Source organism: Enterovibrio coralii, from assembly GCF_001559595.1.
Taxonomy (GTDB): domain Bacteria; phylum Pseudomonadota; class Gammaproteobacteria; order Enterobacterales; family Vibrionaceae; genus Enterovibrio; species Enterovibrio coralii.
Map to the genome: position 1 here is coordinate 80,050 of NZ_LNTY01000059.1, position 15,240 is coordinate 95,289.

Here is a 15,240-nt window from a genome sequence, read left to right on the forward strand (position 1 = left end):
CATGAACGCATTCGGCATCGCCATCATTGTTATGGGAGTAAGTTTTTCAGTGCAGGCGAGCGATCCTGACTTTGCTCGTCACCTAAATCGCATTGAACAACTCCTGTCTGATGATGAACTGACCGAAGCGGCGTCAATCGCCAAGGCACTGGTTGCGGATAACGATGAACAGGCCGCATTGCATCAGCGTTTGCTGGGCTACATCTATCTTAGCGAAGGCAACTATGACCGCGCCTATCTCGCTTACACCAATGCGCTGAATTACAAAAAGCTGCCTGAGAGCCTCCGACAAGACACCTTGGGGGCATTGGTCTCTCTGTCGATGAAGCGCGGCAAACCCGAAGTGGCGATTCAATACAGCCGCATGTATCTCAACGAATTTCCTCCTTATCAGCCGGTGCAACAACTCTACGCACGCGCGCTGTTTTCCTCGAAAAGCTATGCTGGCGCGCTTGAGCAGGCTAACGCCGTGATCGCGGGTTACTCAGACATTCCTGAGTTCATTTGGCAGATCAAAGCCATCAGTGAAGAACAGCTGGGTTTGAATCGCGCATTGATCAACACCACACGTGTATTGCAGCAGCGTTATGGCGATGATGCCCGCTGGCAGAGAAAAGAAGCCAGCGCACTGGCGCGAATCGGCAGTTACCGAAAAGCACTGGCGATCATGGAATCGCTGGTGGCGTCAGACGCTCAGCTGCAAGAGAGTGATTACTTGGATGCCGCGCAATATGCCGCTTACATCCGTGACCCGGATGCTGCGGTGGTGTGGTTGGAAAAGGGAATAAAGGCTGAGACGGTAGCCCCTAGCCGTTGGTCAGTACCAAAATGCTGGAATACAAAATGCAGGCTGCACGTTGGTCAGATGCATGGGTCATTGCAGCAAAGCTCAACGAGCAACCCGAAATATCGCTGCTTAAAGCACAATGCAAGATTGCATCTCATCTACAAAAGTGGGATGCCGCCGTTGTGCTTTCTCAACAGGCCATTGATATGGGCGGTGAAAACGACCCATTTTTATGGGAAATCCTCGGCTATGCAGCCATGAAAACCCACCAACTCGATCTGTCGCGCTCTGCGTATACCACGCTGAAGCAACTTGACCCCAACAGCGAAGCTGACTTGTGGCTAAAAACGCTCGACCTGATTAAAACGCATTAAATTTCCGACTTAACTGGTCGCGAAAAATGATGGGGTCGACAGGTGTTAGCTCAAGCAACTGAATCAATCTAGCGCGCTCGGTATACCAAATTGGCGGTACATTGGGCTTGCCGTTTTTCTTCATCCGCCATCCTGCAAAACGTGACGTCGTAAACTCAACGGTGTTGAGCTTGTAGTAAAGCGGCACGGTAACTTGCTGATCAGCGATGATCAAATGCAGTTTGTTGATGATCTTGATTTGTTCCTTCTTGTCCGTGGTCAGCAAGAAGGCGTCGAGCAATTGGTTAACTTCTTCGTCGTGGTATTTATGCTGAGCAAATCGCGGTGACGTCTCCGTTTGGTACTTACTGTTGAATGTGGAGTCCAGATATAAATGCGGCGTGATACCCGAGAAGTAGTTGGTGATAGCGATGTCGTAGTTGCCGTTTGTGATGCGATCGATATAGACGGGGAAAGGCAGCGGAATTGCGCGCACATCCAGCCCAATATTTCTCAGCATTTCACTGGTGATGTTGGATGCAGACGTAAAGTCACTCCAACCCACCGGCGCGATAATGGAAAGGTGGAAAGGTTCGCCAGAAGGAAGGTCTCTAAATCCATCGCCATTTTTATCTTTCACTCCCGCTTCATCTAACAAGCGCATGGCCGCTTCAGGGTGATAGCGAATGTAGTAAAGGTGCTGCTCTGCAGAGGCATCAGAGATCCAGTTATCGAATTTGGCTTCTAACCCGCTGGCAAAGGAGGCTTTTTGGCCTTGACCGAACAATGCCACATCAATCAGCAGATCACGCTCCAACCCCATGGAAACTGCTCGGCGAAAACGCACATCCTTGATGACGTTACGAACCTCTTCATTCGGGTGGGCAAAGTTCAGCATCAAACTCACCACGGTAGAAGGCTGGTGGAAGTAGTGATAGTTAGGCGAGTAGGACGCGTAGTTTCGGTCGATGTCAGGGATAAAAGCACTGGCCCAGTCAAACTCTCCACTGCTCAGACGCGAGATCAGTTCGTCGTTGGTTCTGACCATTGGGTAGCGAATGCAATCGACTTCCAATTCGTTGATTTGCCAATACAAGGCATTGCGGCATTGAACAATGTTGTTGCTGCTAAAGGCTTTGATGTTGGTGAAAGGGCCTGTGCCGATGGGATTGGGATTGGTGTAATCCAACTTATTGTTAATTGTCTTCCAGTGATGCTTTGGTACAACGACCAGAGAGGCAAATTTCTGGGCAATCTGTGCATTTGGGCGCGTTAACGAGACGTAGACCTCATTTTGGCCACGTTTCTCTATCGTACTGATCCAGTCCCCAAGTGAATCATAATCCAGTTTTGGTTCATCTTTGAGCAACTGAAGGGAGTACATCACATCATCGGCAGTGAACGGCGAGCCATCTGACCATTTTATACCGTCTCTTAACGTGAGAGTGACGCCTTTTAAGTCACTGTCTAATTTGCATTTTTTGGCGAGGCGATAGTGGATGTCTTCATCTTCTAAAATATAGAGGTATTCATAAATGAAGTCTTTCGTGGTGGCAATCGAATCCGTACGGAAGGGATTGTAGTTACGCACGAAACCATTCGATAACTCGGGCATTATCGTCAACATGTTAGGCGTCGCGCTGGCACTGAAAGCGAGTGCGCAGAGGCACGTTGTTAGCAAGCGAAGCAACATAGCTCTATCTTCTCTGAATCTAGGCAGTATTTTTTTCTTAACACCCTACACCAAGCAAAAATTCGCATCAATGAGAACAGTCCCGCCTACTCACTACCGATTTGCGTAATTATGCGAAAATTTCGACTTGTTTATTACTTTTGAGTAGGTTAACAATTTGTTGCCACGTGAGGTTTTGGATGTTATTTTCACATAATTGGGCTTAATTAGTGAATTGTATTGCTGCTGAGTCGAAAGATAATAAAAAGGTCAATAATAACATCTCGTAGAGGTGGCTAGGTCTCTATAAATGCATGAGGAATCGCTTTTGCGGCTACCCAGCGAGACAAATAAAATGAGACAGGAGTCAAGCGCATGAAGGACGCAGTGGCGCTTCAGATTAAAGATCTTCACAAGACTTTTGGGCAACATGAAGTGCTCAAAGGCATTTCGCTCGATGCACATCGTGGTGATGTGATATCCATCATAGGCTCTTCCGGTTCCGGTAAGAGTACCTTTCTTCGTTGTATCAACCTGCTAGAAACGCCAACCAGCGGTGAAATCTGGGTAAATGGCGAGCTTATCGAAATGAAAAACGGTCGCGGTGGACAAGCGGTGCCCGTTGATGAAAAGCAGGTTCAACGCATCCGTTCACGTCTGGCAATGGTTTTTCAAGGCTTCAACCTCTGGTCACACATGACTGTGATGGAAAATGTCATTGAAGCACCTATTCATGTTCTCGGGGTTCCAAAAAAAGAAGCCATGGAGCGAGCAGAAGCCTATCTGCAGCGCGTGGGGCTTTGGGAACGTCGTGACTACTATCCAGGGCACCTTTCCGGTGGTCAGCAACAGCGTGCCGCCATTGCGCGAGCACTGGCTGTCGAGCCAGAAGTGCTGCTGTTTGATGAGCCAACGTCAGCACTCGACCCTGAATTGGTCGGTGAAGTACTCAACGTCATGAAAAGTTTGGCGGAAGAGGGGCGCACCATGCTGGTAGTGACACATGAAATGGCCTTTGCCAGAGACGTATCCAGCCACGTAATGTTCTTACACCAAGGTCTGGTGGAAGAGCAGGGCGACCCAGCTAAGCTATTTACTAATCCTGAGTCAGAACGTTTGCAACAGTTCATCTCATCGATTTACTAAGTTTTGTTAGCTCTTTAATAGTGCGTTTTACGCAATATCACGGGTGGAGAAGGAGTTGTACCACTCGAATAAAAAATCCATAAGGAGACAGAAAGATGAAAAAATGGTTAGTTGCTGCTGCAGTAACTGCTGCGCTTGGCGCGACTGCGGTTCAAGCGAAAGATTGGAAAGATGTACGCATCGCTGTGGATGTACCTTATGAACCTTTCGAATATAAAGCACCAGATGGCACCCTGACCGGTTTTGAAGTCGATCTGGGCAACGCTGTGTGTGAAAACGCCAAGCTGAACTGTAGCTGGGTTGTTCAGGCATGGGACGGCATTATCCCAGGCTTACAAGCGCGTAAATACGACGTTATCTTCTCTTCAATGTCTATCACGCCTGAGCGCGCCAAGCAGGTTCTTTTCTCCGAACCGTACTACAACACGCCAAGTGGCTACTTCGCACCTAAAGGCACCAGCATCAATCCAGCCGACGTTTCTTCAATGGAAGGCAAGCGCATCGGTGTTCAACGCGGCACCATCCAAGACACGCACGCAACAGATACCTTCGGTAAGATTGCGGACGTAAAGCGCTACACCACGGGTGATGATCTGGTACTGGATTTACAAGGCGGTCGTCTGGATATCGTGCTGATCGACTTCCCAGTGGGTGAGTCAGCATCCTGGGTGGTAAAGACGGCGATACCTTTGAAGCAGTGGGTGACACCATTCAACTAGGTAACGGCGTAGCAGCAGCATTCCGTAAGCGTGATAAAGACCTAGCAGGTATCTTTAACGAGTCGCTGGCGGAAGTGAAAGAGAACGGTACGTACGACGAGATTCGTAAGAAGTATTTCGCCTACGACATCAAAATGTAAATCTGCTTCGTTGTTGGAGCGATAGCGGCGTTGCTTGCGCGCGTTCACCCCAATCACATAGGAAATCTATGCTCATGGGGATCCACGTGCTCGGCGCCTTGCTCTAGCTCCAACATCTTTGCAGATTACATTGCTGGTTATAGATGGCACTGTATCGGCTTTAACTGCGCAAACTCGCTTGGTCACTTAGTGAACTAAGCTCCCGGCGACTCGTTTGCTTGTTGCTTGATACAGCACCATCTATTTACAGCAATCTCTATAGGCGGGGTTATAGCTTGAGTTCTTTGTTTAGTGCCTAGCTTTAGCTCCACCTGTTTTGCAGGATAATTGTCAGTTATAGACAGCAATTCCTTCTGATCTATGGATGACAAATGCTCTAAGGGGAGCGGATTCGCTCTCTTTGACTGATAAGCGAAAACGGAAAACGAGATCTATAAAGCGGTAGTTTCGCTATCGGTTTATTCGTGCAGGAGGAAAGGATGTTAGATCTGCATGGTTACGGCCCATCCATCTTTATGGGGGCGATTTTAACCGTCGAATTGGCGGTGCTGTCGGCGATAATTGCGGTGCTGTTAGGATTGGTCACAGCATTGGCGAGACTGTCTCACAACCCTTTTGCCCGTGGCGTGGCGACGGTGTATTCCACCGTGGTGCGCGGCGTGCTGATCTGGTTTTGATGCTGCTGATCTTCTTCGGTGCTCAAATCATGATGAATAACTTCTCCGACTGGCTTTACGAAAAGTACGACGTCGACATCTTCATCAACATCAATGAGTTCACAGCGGGTGTGTCCACCATTGGTTTTATTTTCGGTGCCTATATGGCAGAGACCTTCCGCGGCGCGTTTCTGGCAGTCGACAGGGGCCAATTGGAAGCAGGTACGGCCTATGGCATGAGCCGTTGGATGGTGTTCCGTCGCATCATGTTCCCTCAAATGATGCGCCATGCGTTGCCAGGTATCGGTAACAATTGGTTGGTACTAGTGAAAACAACGGCATTGGTGTCGGTGATCGGTTTGGCCGATATGACACGCTTAGCCAAAGAGGCGGCAGGTGCGGTCAATGAACCGTTCAAGTTCTTCATTCCTGTTGCCATTGTTTATCTGCTGATCACCTCTGTGTCTGAATTAGGCCTCAAGCGTTTAGAGCGTAAATTCAGTGCCGGTGTAGTAAGAGGGTAAGGAGATAACGCATGTTAGAGTCAATTTACGCCTTTCTCGACCAGAACGAGATATTCACGTCAACAACCATACTGCATTACTGGGATGGCTTGACGGTGACCGTGCAGCTTGTGTTCTTGTCCTTGGTGCTGGGTCTCATACTGTCCGTGCCTTTAGCGGTTGCAAGAACCTCAAAGAATCCTTGGATTAACCGCCCTGTATGGTTCTATGTTTACGTCTTTCGTGGCACGCCATTGCTGATTCAGCTCTACCTTATCTACTATGGTGTGGCAACAATCGAAGGCATTCAGCAATCCATGTTTTGGGCGGTTGTGGAAGATGCGTTCTACCCCTGTTTGATGGCCTTTGTCCTCAACACGGCGGCTTATACTACCGAGATTTTGCGTGGTGCGATGGAAGCAACGTCGCGCGGTGAAATTGAAGCGGGTAAAGCCTATGGCATGTCGCGATTTACCATTTTGCGCCGTATCATTCTGCCTTCGGCGTTTCGTCGCGCGTTGCCAGCTTACAGCAATGAAGTCATTTTCATGCTGCACGCCAGTTCGATTGCGTCGGTGGTTACCATCATTGACCTGACGGGAGCGGCACGTGACATCTATGCGCGTTTCTATGCGCCGTTTGATGCCTTCTTGTTTGTGGCTGCAATCTACCTGTGTCTGACCTTTACCATTGTGTATGGTTTTAAACGACTTGAGCATCATTGGCATCGACACCTGAGACCGCTCGAAACCAAATAGGTCTGACGTCGAGAATTAGAGAACAAAAAAGCCAGCTTCGATTGCTGGCTTTTTGTTTGTCTGGCGTCAGTGAGGCTTACTTGAATGTCGCCCAAATCGGTGCGTGATCAGACGGTTTTTCTATGCCACGCAACTCGTAGTCAATGCCGGTATCTACACATTCCGCTGCCAGTGAAGGCGTTGCCAGAATCACGTCGATGCGCAGGCCGCGGTTATCATCAAAGCCGCGAGAGCGGTAATCAAACCACGAGAATTTGTCGTCTGCGTCTGGGAACTGTTGGCGGAAGGTATCGACGAAACCCCAGTTCATGAGAGTAGCCAGCATTTCACGCTCTTCTGGCTGGAATGAGCACTTGCCCGTTTTAAGCCAACGCTTACGGTTTACTTCGCCGATACCGATATCCAAGTCGATAGGACTGATGTTGATGTCACCCATGACGATGATGTTCTCGTCGTTGCTGTGTGCATCAGTTAGGTAGGTCATCAGATCTTTGTAGAACTTGCGTTTAGCTGGGTACTTGGTTTCGTGCGCAATGTTTTCACCCTGCGGGAAGTAGCCATTCAGCACGGTCACTTTGCTGCCGTCTTCTTTTTCAAACGTCGCCATGATCATGCGACGTTGCGCGTCTTCGTCGTCCGTTGGAAACCCTTTTTGAACGCTCAACGGCTCTTGTTTGCAAAGCATGGCCACGCCGTAGTGTGCCTTTTGGCCGTGGAAGAAGACTTTGTAGCCCATTGCTTCAACATCTTCGATTGGAAACGCTTCGTCGTGCACTTTGATTTCTTGCAAGCCAATCACATCAGGTTGGTGTTTTTCGATAAGTGCCTGAAGTTGGTGAAGGCGAGCGCGCAATCCGTTGATATTAAATGAAATGACTTTCATGCTGACTAACTTCTCTTTGTGTTGACGTGCATTTGATGCAGATAGTGTATCTAAATTCGAGGCGTTTAGCTGAACAAATACAAGACCTTGCTGAAACAAGAATGCGGCGAAGTCTCATCTTTGCAACTATGCTTTTGAGTAAAGAAAGTATTACCACTCAAAGTCTTACTCAAATTGTGTGAATAGGCGGAGGCGTTTTAATGAAAATACGTGCGCTAATAAAGACCTTAACCGTAACACTATCTGCTCTGATTGTATCTGGCTGTAGCGAATACGGAGACTTCACACAAGAACAGATTTGTCGGGCCAGTGTGGCGGCAATCAAAGGAAAAAGCCCTTCCATCATGATCGTCGACAAACGTGTCGTAGAAGCAGAAACGGAACTCGATATTTTCCACATCTCTTACAAACGCCCAGACGATGGCAAGAAATGGCATTACCGCTGTAAGGTCGATAAAACCCGCGCGGTATGGTCACAAGGCAAAGATGGTCGTTGGCGAGATCAAGCGCAGGATCCAACCGTGCGCTTTGAGATCGAAGGCGATGAAATCAAGATCAATGAGACCTTCCCGGATGGTAGCGCATCGTTTGACGTGACCTACAACATCTACATGTTGGGTGGTAAATCTTAATCCTACTCTCATTGCCCTGATGACTCGGTTGTCAGGGCATCGCTTCACTTATCTTCGAAAATTTCGAACGACATTAACGAATCCCTTCTGCCGACTTCAATGCCGACGAAACATATACTTATCTCGTTGACGAAAAGGAGATGAGATATGGGCAAGTTAGTGGAAGGCGTATGGCATGACGTTTGGTATGACACCAAATCATCTAACGGCAAGTTTGTGCGTGAGGATGCGGGCTTTCGTTCTTGGGTGACCGCCACGGGTGACGCTGGGCCTTCTGGAGAAGCGGGCTTTAGTGCCGAGTCAGGGCGTTATCATCTCTATGTTTCTCTTGCCTGTCCGTGGGCGCACCGTACCTTGATTTTCAGAAAGCTCAAAGGGCTAGAAGCGCATATTGATGTTTCTGTTGTCAGCCCCGATATGCTGGAAAAAGGCTGGCAGTTTGATGAGCCAGAACCGCTTTACGGTTTCAACTACATGCATCAGGTCTACACAAAAGCTAAATCGGATTACACAGGCCGAGTGACGGTGCCGGTTTTGTGGGACAAGAAGACAGAGACGATTGTCAGCAATGAATCGTCGGAAATCATTCGTATGTTTAACTCTGCCTTCAATGATCTGACGGGTAACACTGACGATTACTACCCAGAGGCGTTGCAAAGCGTGATTGATGAGTGGAACGATTATGTGTATCCAAACATCAACAATGGGGTGTATCGCAGCGGATTTGCAACTACGCAAGAAGCCTATGAAGAGGCATACGACAACTTGTTTGCCGCCCTCGACAAAGTAGATGCTCATCTTGCAACCAGTCGCTACTTAGCGGGAGACAAAATCACGGAAGCAGACTGGCGATTGTTCACCACACTTGTGCGCTTTGACCCTGTGTACGTAGGGCATTTTAAATGTAACCGTCAGCAGATTGCGCAATACGACAACCTTTTTGGTTACTTGAAGGAGTTGTATCAAGTGGCAGGCGTGGCAGACACCGTCGACATGTACCACATCAAGCGTCATTACTATTACAGCCACGCAACGATTAACCCGACACGTGTTGTACCGAAAGGACCTGAGCAAGATTTGTGGGCACCTCACGGGCGTGAGCGCATCGGCAGCTAGTCTGAATGACAGAAAGCAGAAAAGAAAAAAGCCAGCTCAATGAGCTGGCTTTCTAATGATGGTGGTGGGAGAAGGATTCGAACCTTCGAAGGCGGAGCCGTCAGATTTACAGTCTGATCCCTTTGGCCACTCGGGAATCCCACCACGAGTTATTCTAGTTGTATGCTTCATCGCGGAAATCGTCGAACATCGCTATGAACGCTGAAAGTGGTGGTGGGAGAAGGATTCGAACCTTCGAAGGCGGAGCCGTCAGATTTACAGTCTGATCCCTTTGGCCACTCGGGAATCCCACCACGCTGTGCGGGGCGCATATTATCAAACGAAGACAAGCTGTAAAGCACTTTTCTTGAAAATGCTGTGCGTTTGCTGTTTTTTTCGGCGTTAGTGTGTTTTACGCACACCTAAAGTGGAATTTTGTTGATAAAAGGCAATCTAATCGCGCGAAAATTAGGTAATTCTCTGCAGTTCATGGGTTTTTCTTTGGCGGTAATTTCTTTTTGTAGATTTACATTTCTTTACCGCACGGAAGATAGGCATGAAGTAGACTATCGCGAGTTGTCATTTACGGTTATCACAATGAAGAATAAAGTCCTTTTCACAGCAGTCATTGCGCTCGGTGCTGCCGGCTATTTTGTTTGGCAGGGAGAATCCGAAGCGGCGGATAAACCTGCTCCTAATCGTGCGCGTCCAGCCGTTGCTGTTGCGACCGCACAAGTCCAAGAGCACCCTGTTGCTCGAAGCCTTTCTCTGATTGGTAATCTCAAGTCAGAAAACTCAGTGGTTATTGCGCCTGAGTTGGGCGGCAAGATTGAATCTGTGCTGGTGAAAGCAGGACAGCGCGTTGAAGAAGGCACAACACTCTTTACGTTAGATTCGGCAAAATCTCAGGCTTCATTTTCTGAAGCACAAGCATTCTATAAAGATGAACAACGTAAACTGAACGAATTCTCAAAGCTGCACAAACGTGGCGCGCTGACCAAAACTGAGCTTGATGCACAGCAAGCCAGTGTGGACATCGCTAAAGCACGTTTAGACGCGGCAACGGCCGATCTGGACGATCACAAGATCAAAGCACCGTTCTCAGGCACTTTGGGTCTGGTTGATATCACCCGTGGCCAGTTGGTGACGGCGGGTGAAGCTCTGATAAACCTGGATGACTTGTCTTTAATGCAACTGGACGTGAATGTACCAGAGCAATACCTGAGCGAGCTAAACAAAGACATCGATGTGTCTGCGAAATCAAAAGCATGGCAAGGCAAGACGTTTGACGGTGAACTGTCAGCAGTAGACTCGCGTGTAAACAACGACTCACTGAATCTGCGTGCGCGTATCGACATCGACAATGAAGAGCGTCTGCTACGTCCGGGCATGATGATGGAAGCAACACTGGCGTTTGAGCCGCAGGTGAATGCGATTATTCCGGTTCAGGCGATTGAATACTCAGGTACCAAGCGTTTCGTTTACCGCGTGGATGAAGCAGGTATCGCACACCGCACCGAAGTGAAATTGGGCGCGCGTGTTGAAAACTTCGTGACCGTTGAGAGCGGATTGGATCTGGGCGACCGCATTGTTGTTCAAGGTCTGGTAAGTATGCGTGACGGCACAAAAGTGAATGATCTGACTGCGGCGGCGAAGGGCGAGGGCAAATAAATGTGGCTCTCGGACGTCTCCGTTAAGCGACCGGTCGTCGCTATCGTTCTGAGCTTGCTGCTGATGGTATTCGGTATCGTTTCCTTCAGTAAGCTTGCCGTACGTGAATACCCTGATATCGACAGCCCTGTCGTGTCTGTTATGACCATCTATTCTGGCGCGTCAGCCAGTATTATGGAAAGTCAGATCACACAGGTACTGGAAGATGAGCTGTCAGGCATCAGCGGTATTGAAGAAATTACCTCTGTTAGCCGTAATGGTGTGTCGCGCATTACCGTTGAATTCAATATTGATTGGGATTTAACGGAAGGTGTGAGTGACGTACGTGACGCCGTTGCGCGTGCACAGCGTCGTCTGCCTGACGAAGCCAACGAACCAATTGTGTCGAAATCGAACGGTTCGGGTGAAGCCTCTATTTATATAAACCTTGCTTCATCAGAAATGGACCGCACCCAGATGACCGAATACGCGCAGCGCGTATTGGAAGACAAGTTCGGTTTGTTGAATGGCGTGAGCTCGGTGGAGCTTTACGGTGCACTGTATAAAGTCATGTATGTGCGTCTTGACCCTGTTCTGATGGCAGGTCGCGGCGTTACAACGCAAGACATTACTGCGGCATTGCGTAGTGAAAACTTAGAAAGCCCAGGCGGTGAAATCCGTAACGACATCACCAAGATGACGGTGCGTACTGAACGTCTTTACCAAACGCCAGAAGACTTTGATTATCTGGTGGTTCGCACGGCAAGTGATGGCAGCCCAATCTACCTGAAAGACGTTGCTGACGTTTACATTGGCTCGCAGAACGAAAACGCGACCTACAAGAACAACGGCATCAACAACCTGAGCTTAGGTATTGTGCCTCAGTCAGATGCAAACCCACTGGATGTGGCCGTTGGTGTTCGTAAGTTGGTTGAAGAGATGCAGCCGTTTCTGCCTGTGGGTACCAGCCTTTGGGTTGACTATGACTCGACGGTATTCATCGAGCGCTCGATTGCCGAAGTGTACAGCACCCTGTTTGTGACGGGGGGGCTGGTTATTCTGATCCTGTACATCTTTATCGGTCAGGCGCGAGCAACGCTGATCCCTGCGGTCACCGTGCCTGTTTCACTGATTTCGGCATTTATCGCTGCGTACTTCTTTGGTTTCTCTATCAACTTGCTGACCTTGATGGCCTTGATTCTTGCTATCGGTCTGGTGGTGGATGACGCCATCGTTGTTGTGGAAAACATGTTCCACCACCTTGAGAAAGGTGATACGCCGCTGGTGGCTGCGTTTAACGGCACCCGTGAAGTGGGCTTTGCTGTTGTGGCAACAACTGCGGTACTGGTGATGGTGTTCCTGCCGATCTCCTTTATGGATGGTATGGTCGGCAAGATGTTCACTGAGTTTGCCGTATTGCTGGCAATGGCGGTGATCTTCTCCTCTGTGGTTGCACTGACGCTGACGCCTGTTCTCGGCAGTAAGATCCTGAAAGCGAACGTGAAGCGTGGTGCCTTCAACCGCATGGTTGATAGCTTGTTCGAACACCTTGAGAACGGCTACCGCAAAGTGGTGAGCTTCTCCGTCAAAGCGCGTTTCGCAGCACCATTGGTGATTATCGCGTGTATCGCAGGTAGTTATGGCCTGATGAAAGTGCTGCCAGCAGAGCTGGTGCCACAAGAAGACCGCGGCGTGCTAATGGCGTTTGTAAAAGGCGCAGAAGGCACAGCGTACAATCGTATGGTCGGCAACATGGAAGAAGTCGAGCGTCGTCTTCTGCCACTGGTTGATGAAGGTCTTTTAACCTCTATCAGCTTGCAAGCTCCGGCATTCGGCGGCATGGCGGGTGACCAGACTGGCTTTGTGATCATGCAGCTAGAAGACTGGGACAACCGTGACGTGACGGCAGGTTATGTGCTCGGCCGTGTTCAAACCGCACTGGCTGGCATTCCTGACATCTTCGTTCGCGCCTTTATTCCGGGTTTCCGTGGTGGTTCGAGTGAGCCTGTTCAGTTTGTTCTTGGTGGTCCAGATTACAAAGAGCTAAACAAATGGGCGCAAGTGCTGCTTGATGAAGCCAAAGCGAGCCCAATTCTGCAAGGTGCCGATTTGGACTACGCAGAAACCACGCCTGAATTGGTGGTGAAAATCGACCGCAAGCGCGCAGCCGAGCTAGGCATTAGCGTGGACGAAGTGTCTAACACCATGGAAATCATGCTGGGCGGCACAACGGAAACCACCTTCGTGGACCGTGGTGAAGAGTTTGATGTTTACCTGCGTGGTGATGAAGCGCGTTTCAGCAGCAAAGATGACCTAAGCCAGATTTACATGCGTACTCGCACTGGCGATCTGGTGAGCTTGGATACCTTGGCGGAAGTGGAAGAAGTGGCTTCGGCGCAAATGCTTCGTCACTTTAACAAGCAAAAGGCAATCACGCTGAAAGCGAACTTGGGCGATGGCTACACGCTAGGCGATGCGCTGGCGTTTTTGGATGGCAAAGCGATTGAGCTGCTTCCTTCTGACATCACCATCAGCTACGCGGGTGAATCAGCCGAGTTCAAAGACAACCAAAGCAGCATGCTGGTGGTCTTTGGTCTAGCACTCTTGGTTGCTTACCTTGTGCTTGCCGCGCAGTTTGAAAGCTTCGTCAACCCGTTGGTTGTTATGCTAACCGTACCTATGGGCGTATTTGGCGGCTTGGTCGGTCTGCAATTCGCGGGGCTTGGCCTCAATATATACTCGCAAATCGGCATGATCATGTTGATCGGTATGGTAACCAAAAACGGTATTTTGATCGTTGAGTTTGCCAACCAGTTGCGTGACCGTGGTGTAGCGTTTGAGCAAGCGATCATTGATGCCTCTGTGCGTCGTCTTCGCCCAATCATGATGACAGCATTCACTACCATCATCGGCGCAATTCCTCTGATTGTGTCGACAGGTGCAGGCTTTGAAAGCCGCGTGGCAGTGGGTACCGTTATCTTTGCCGGTATGTCGTTTGCAACGGCGGTAACGCTCATCGTTATCCCTGCAATGTATCGACTGCTGTCTGCGAAGACACAATCACCGGGTTACGTCGAAGCGCAATTGAACGCTGAGCTTGAAGCCATGCAGCCGCATCGCCACAGTCACGGTGATTTCAAAGTGCAATAATTGACAGTGTATTAAACGCTTAAATTGCACTGAAAAATCAATGCCAGTCCCTGAAAAGGGGCTGGCATTTTCTTTATGGATTGCACAAGCACTGGTATGGTTATCGGGTAAACCAAAAAAACACTATAGGAAGAGAGTCATGTCAGAGAAATTGACGCAAGAACAACAAGATCAACTGGATGCAGCGACATTCCGTCGTTTTCTGTCTCACCTAGACAACAACAAAGATGTGCAGAATATCGACCTGATGATCCTTGCTGACTTTTGCCGCAACTGCCTTGGCAAATGGTACAAAGCCGAAGCCGACAAGCTGGGTGTGGATGTGAGCGATGACGAAGCGCGTGAGCGCGTTTACGGCATGCCTTACAGCGAGTGGAAAGCCAACCACCAAACGCCTGCGACTGATGAGCAAATGGCCGCATACAATGCGCGTCAAGAAGCGAAAAAGAACAAGTAAAATGACAGAAAAGCACCGAAAGGTGCTTTTCTTTTAACGGGCAGAAAGCGTTCCTTGGATAAACTCTGAAGCTGTTACTGACAGCAAGTGTGGGTGACTGAGTGCCAAAGCCTGTAGCTTTGGAAAAATGGTTCGCTGACAAAACGGTTTCTCCGGCTGTCGCCAGAAATAATCTTGCTGCGTATTTTTCGTTGGATAGAAAGCGACGAAAGGGCGTATTTCGGTAATAACTGGCTCGTCAAACGCCTTTTCACACTTACGCAAGGCAGCCGTAACGAGAGCTTCATCATTCGGTGAAACCGGATATATGGCACTCGGGTATTTTGCACGGCCGCTGTGGTTTGAGGTACTTGCGTGCGTGGCTAGATGAACACCGACGAAGTCTTTCAGCGAGAGAGATGAGACGTCCACGAAACAAAACACGGCTTCGCAATGCTGGCCACTGCTTGATTTCACAAACCCTTGCTCAACGCGACTCACGCCGTTCAACGAACGAAAGACGGCTTCCATACACCAATAACACGTTCCACTGACCGCGATATACATATCGTCGCCCCTCTTTATCTTGGTTCTGAGTAAACCTGAGTCATGGCCGTTTTCTTTCAAATAACGCGAAATGCTCTGTGCTTCAGTGAAGGA

The 15,240-nt window shown here is 49.2% G+C and carries 15 protein-coding genes and 2 tRNA genes; 12 read left to right on the forward strand and 5 right to left on the reverse strand.

What is annotated here, in order from left to right:
• Nucleotide 1: 1 nt before the first annotated feature.
• The gene (locus ATN88_RS22975) at nt 2-1,048 is read left to right on the forward strand and encodes a tetratricopeptide repeat protein (RefSeq protein WP_232313495.1); all 1,047 of its coding nucleotides are present in this window, start codon (nt 2-4) and stop codon (nt 1,046-1,048) included.
• A gap of 99 nt (nt 1,049-1,147) precedes the next feature.
• On the opposite strand, the gene ATN88_RS22980 is transcribed toward ATN88_RS22975, so the two are convergent.
• Nucleotides 1,148-2,767 carry an ABC transporter substrate-binding protein gene (locus tag ATN88_RS22980; protein ID WP_232313496.1) on the reverse strand — a complete coding sequence of 540 codons (1,620 nt, stop codon included), beginning with the start codon at nt 2,765-2,767 and terminating at the stop codon, nt 1,148-1,150.
• Between the two features lie 420 nt (nt 2,768-3,187).
• Here ATN88_RS22980 and ATN88_RS22985 point away from each other — a divergent pair, with 420 nt between their 5' ends.
• From ATN88_RS22985 to ATN88_RS23000, 6 genes are all read left to right on the forward strand, one after another.
• Nucleotides 3,188-3,958, forward strand: coding sequence for an ABC transporter ATP-binding protein (locus ATN88_RS22985; protein WP_067419846.1), 771 nt, complete (start codon nt 3,188-3,190; stop codon nt 3,956-3,958).
• 95 nt (nt 3,959-4,053) lie between these two features.
• Nucleotides 4,054-4,677: a transporter substrate-binding domain-containing protein gene (locus tag ATN88_RS22990; RefSeq protein WP_269748229.1), complete on the forward strand. Its 624-nt coding sequence runs from the start codon at nt 4,054-4,056 to the stop codon at nt 4,675-4,677.
• Nucleotides 4,656-4,817, forward strand: a complete 162-nt coding sequence (locus ATN88_RS28465; protein ID WP_269748230.1) for a transporter substrate-binding domain-containing protein — start codon at nt 4,656-4,658, stop codon at nt 4,815-4,817. Before ATN88_RS22990 ends, ATN88_RS28465 begins: the two co-directional genes overlap by 22 nt.
• Nucleotides 4,818-5,296: 479 nt before the next feature.
• Nucleotides 5,297-5,494, forward strand: a complete 198-nt coding sequence (locus ATN88_RS29030; RefSeq protein ID WP_408607731.1) for a hypothetical protein — start codon at nt 5,297-5,299, stop codon at nt 5,492-5,494.
• Between the two features lie 32 nt (nt 5,495-5,526).
• Nucleotides 5,527-5,997 (forward strand): ABC transporter permease, encoded by a 471-nt coding sequence (locus tag ATN88_RS22995; protein WP_408607734.1) that lies wholly within the window; start codon nt 5,527-5,529, stop codon nt 5,995-5,997.
• Nucleotides 5,998-6,008: 11 nt separating this feature from the next.
• On the forward strand, nt 6,009-6,734 hold the full coding sequence (locus tag ATN88_RS23000) for an ABC transporter permease (RefSeq protein WP_067419847.1): 726 nt from the start codon (nt 6,009-6,011) through the stop codon (nt 6,732-6,734).
• A 76-nt stretch (nt 6,735-6,810) separates the two neighbouring features.
• Here the strand turns inward: ATN88_RS23000 and xthA are convergent, their stop codons facing one another.
• Nucleotides 6,811-7,617, reverse strand: a complete 807-nt coding sequence (xthA, locus tag ATN88_RS23005) for an exodeoxyribonuclease III (RefSeq protein WP_067419848.1) — start codon at nt 7,615-7,617, stop codon at nt 6,811-6,813.
• 200 nt (nt 7,618-7,817) lie between these two features.
• Here xthA and ATN88_RS23010 point away from each other — a divergent pair, with 200 nt between their 5' ends.
• Nucleotides 7,818-8,249: a hypothetical protein gene (locus tag ATN88_RS23010; RefSeq protein ID WP_067419849.1), complete on the forward strand. Its 432-nt coding sequence runs from the start codon at nt 7,818-7,820 to the stop codon at nt 8,247-8,249.
• A 147-nt stretch (nt 8,250-8,396) separates the two neighbouring features.
• On the forward strand, nt 8,397-9,365 hold the full coding sequence (locus ATN88_RS23015) for a glutathione S-transferase family protein (RefSeq protein WP_067419850.1): 969 nt from the start codon (nt 8,397-8,399) through the stop codon (nt 9,363-9,365).
• Between the two features lie 59 nt (nt 9,366-9,424).
• Here ATN88_RS23015 and ATN88_RS23020 read toward each other — a convergent pair.
• Nucleotides 9,425-9,509 (reverse strand) — tRNA-Tyr (locus ATN88_RS23020).
• Between the two features lie 64 nt (nt 9,510-9,573).
• Nucleotides 9,574-9,658: transfer RNA gene (locus ATN88_RS23025), tRNA-Tyr, on the reverse strand.
• Nucleotides 9,659-9,941: 283 nt separating this feature from the next.
• Between ATN88_RS23025 and ATN88_RS23030 the strand changes: the two genes are divergently transcribed.
• The 3 genes from ATN88_RS23030 (at nt 9,942) to ATN88_RS23040 (ending at nt 14,601) form a co-directional block, all read left to right on the forward strand.
• Nucleotides 9,942-11,015, forward strand: a complete 1,074-nt coding sequence (locus ATN88_RS23030) for an efflux RND transporter periplasmic adaptor subunit (RefSeq protein WP_067419950.1) — start codon at nt 9,942-9,944, stop codon at nt 11,013-11,015.
• Nucleotides 11,016-14,144 carry a multidrug efflux RND transporter permease subunit gene (locus ATN88_RS23035; protein WP_067419851.1) on the forward strand — a complete coding sequence of 1,043 codons (3,129 nt, stop codon included), beginning with the start codon at nt 11,016-11,018 and terminating at the stop codon, nt 14,142-14,144. It begins immediately after the preceding gene.
• Between the two features lie 139 nt (nt 14,145-14,283).
• Nucleotides 14,284-14,601, forward strand: a complete 318-nt coding sequence (locus tag ATN88_RS23040) for a DUF1244 domain-containing protein (protein WP_067419852.1) — start codon at nt 14,284-14,286, stop codon at nt 14,599-14,601.
• 33 nt (nt 14,602-14,634) lie between these two features.
• On the opposite strand, the gene ATN88_RS23045 is transcribed toward ATN88_RS23040, so the two are convergent.
• Nucleotides 14,635-15,147 carry a peptide-methionine (S)-S-oxide reductase gene (locus tag ATN88_RS23045; RefSeq protein ID WP_067419853.1) on the reverse strand — a complete coding sequence of 171 codons (513 nt, stop codon included), beginning with the start codon at nt 15,145-15,147 and terminating at the stop codon, nt 14,635-14,637.
• Between the last annotated feature and the right edge of the window lie 93 nt (nt 15,148-15,240).

Coding starts and splice junctions, on each gene's coding strand:
- ATN88_RS23035 (WP_067419851.1), top strand. CDS start 11,016: ATGTGGCTCTCGGACGTCTCCGTTAAGCGACCGGTCGTCGCTATCGTT.
- ATN88_RS23000 (WP_067419847.1), top strand. CDS start 6,009: ATGTTAGAGTCAATTTACGCCTTTCTCGACCAGAACGAGATATTCACG.
- ATN88_RS22980 (WP_232313496.1), bottom strand. CDS start 2,767: ATGTTGACGATAATGCCCGAGTTATCGAATGGTTTCGTGCGTAACTAC.
- ATN88_RS23040 (WP_067419852.1), top strand. CDS start 14,284: ATGTCAGAGAAATTGACGCAAGAACAACAAGATCAACTGGATGCAGCG.
- xthA (WP_067419848.1), bottom strand. CDS start 7,617: ATGAAAGTCATTTCATTTAATATCAACGGATTGCGCGCTCGCCTTCAC.
- ATN88_RS23045 (WP_067419853.1), bottom strand. CDS start 15,147: ATGTATATCGCGGTCAGTGGAACGTGTTATTGGTGTATGGAAGCCGTC.
- ATN88_RS23015 (WP_067419850.1), top strand. CDS start 8,397: ATGGGCAAGTTAGTGGAAGGCGTATGGCATGACGTTTGGTATGACACC.
- ATN88_RS22990 (WP_269748229.1), top strand. CDS start 4,054: ATGAAAAAATGGTTAGTTGCTGCTGCAGTAACTGCTGCGCTTGGCGCG.
- ATN88_RS23010 (WP_067419849.1), top strand. CDS start 7,818: ATGAAAATACGTGCGCTAATAAAGACCTTAACCGTAACACTATCTGCT.
- ATN88_RS22995 (WP_408607734.1), top strand. CDS start 5,527: ATGAATAACTTCTCCGACTGGCTTTACGAAAAGTACGACGTCGACATC.
- ATN88_RS22985 (WP_067419846.1), top strand. CDS start 3,188: ATGAAGGACGCAGTGGCGCTTCAGATTAAAGATCTTCACAAGACTTTT.
- ATN88_RS23030 (WP_067419950.1), top strand. CDS start 9,942: ATGAAGAATAAAGTCCTTTTCACAGCAGTCATTGCGCTCGGTGCTGCC.
- ATN88_RS22975 (WP_232313495.1), top strand. CDS start 2: ATGAACGCATTCGGCATCGCCATCATTGTTATGGGAGTAAGTTTTTCA.
- ATN88_RS29030 (WP_408607731.1), top strand. CDS start 5,297: ATGTTAGATCTGCATGGTTACGGCCCATCCATCTTTATGGGGGCGATT.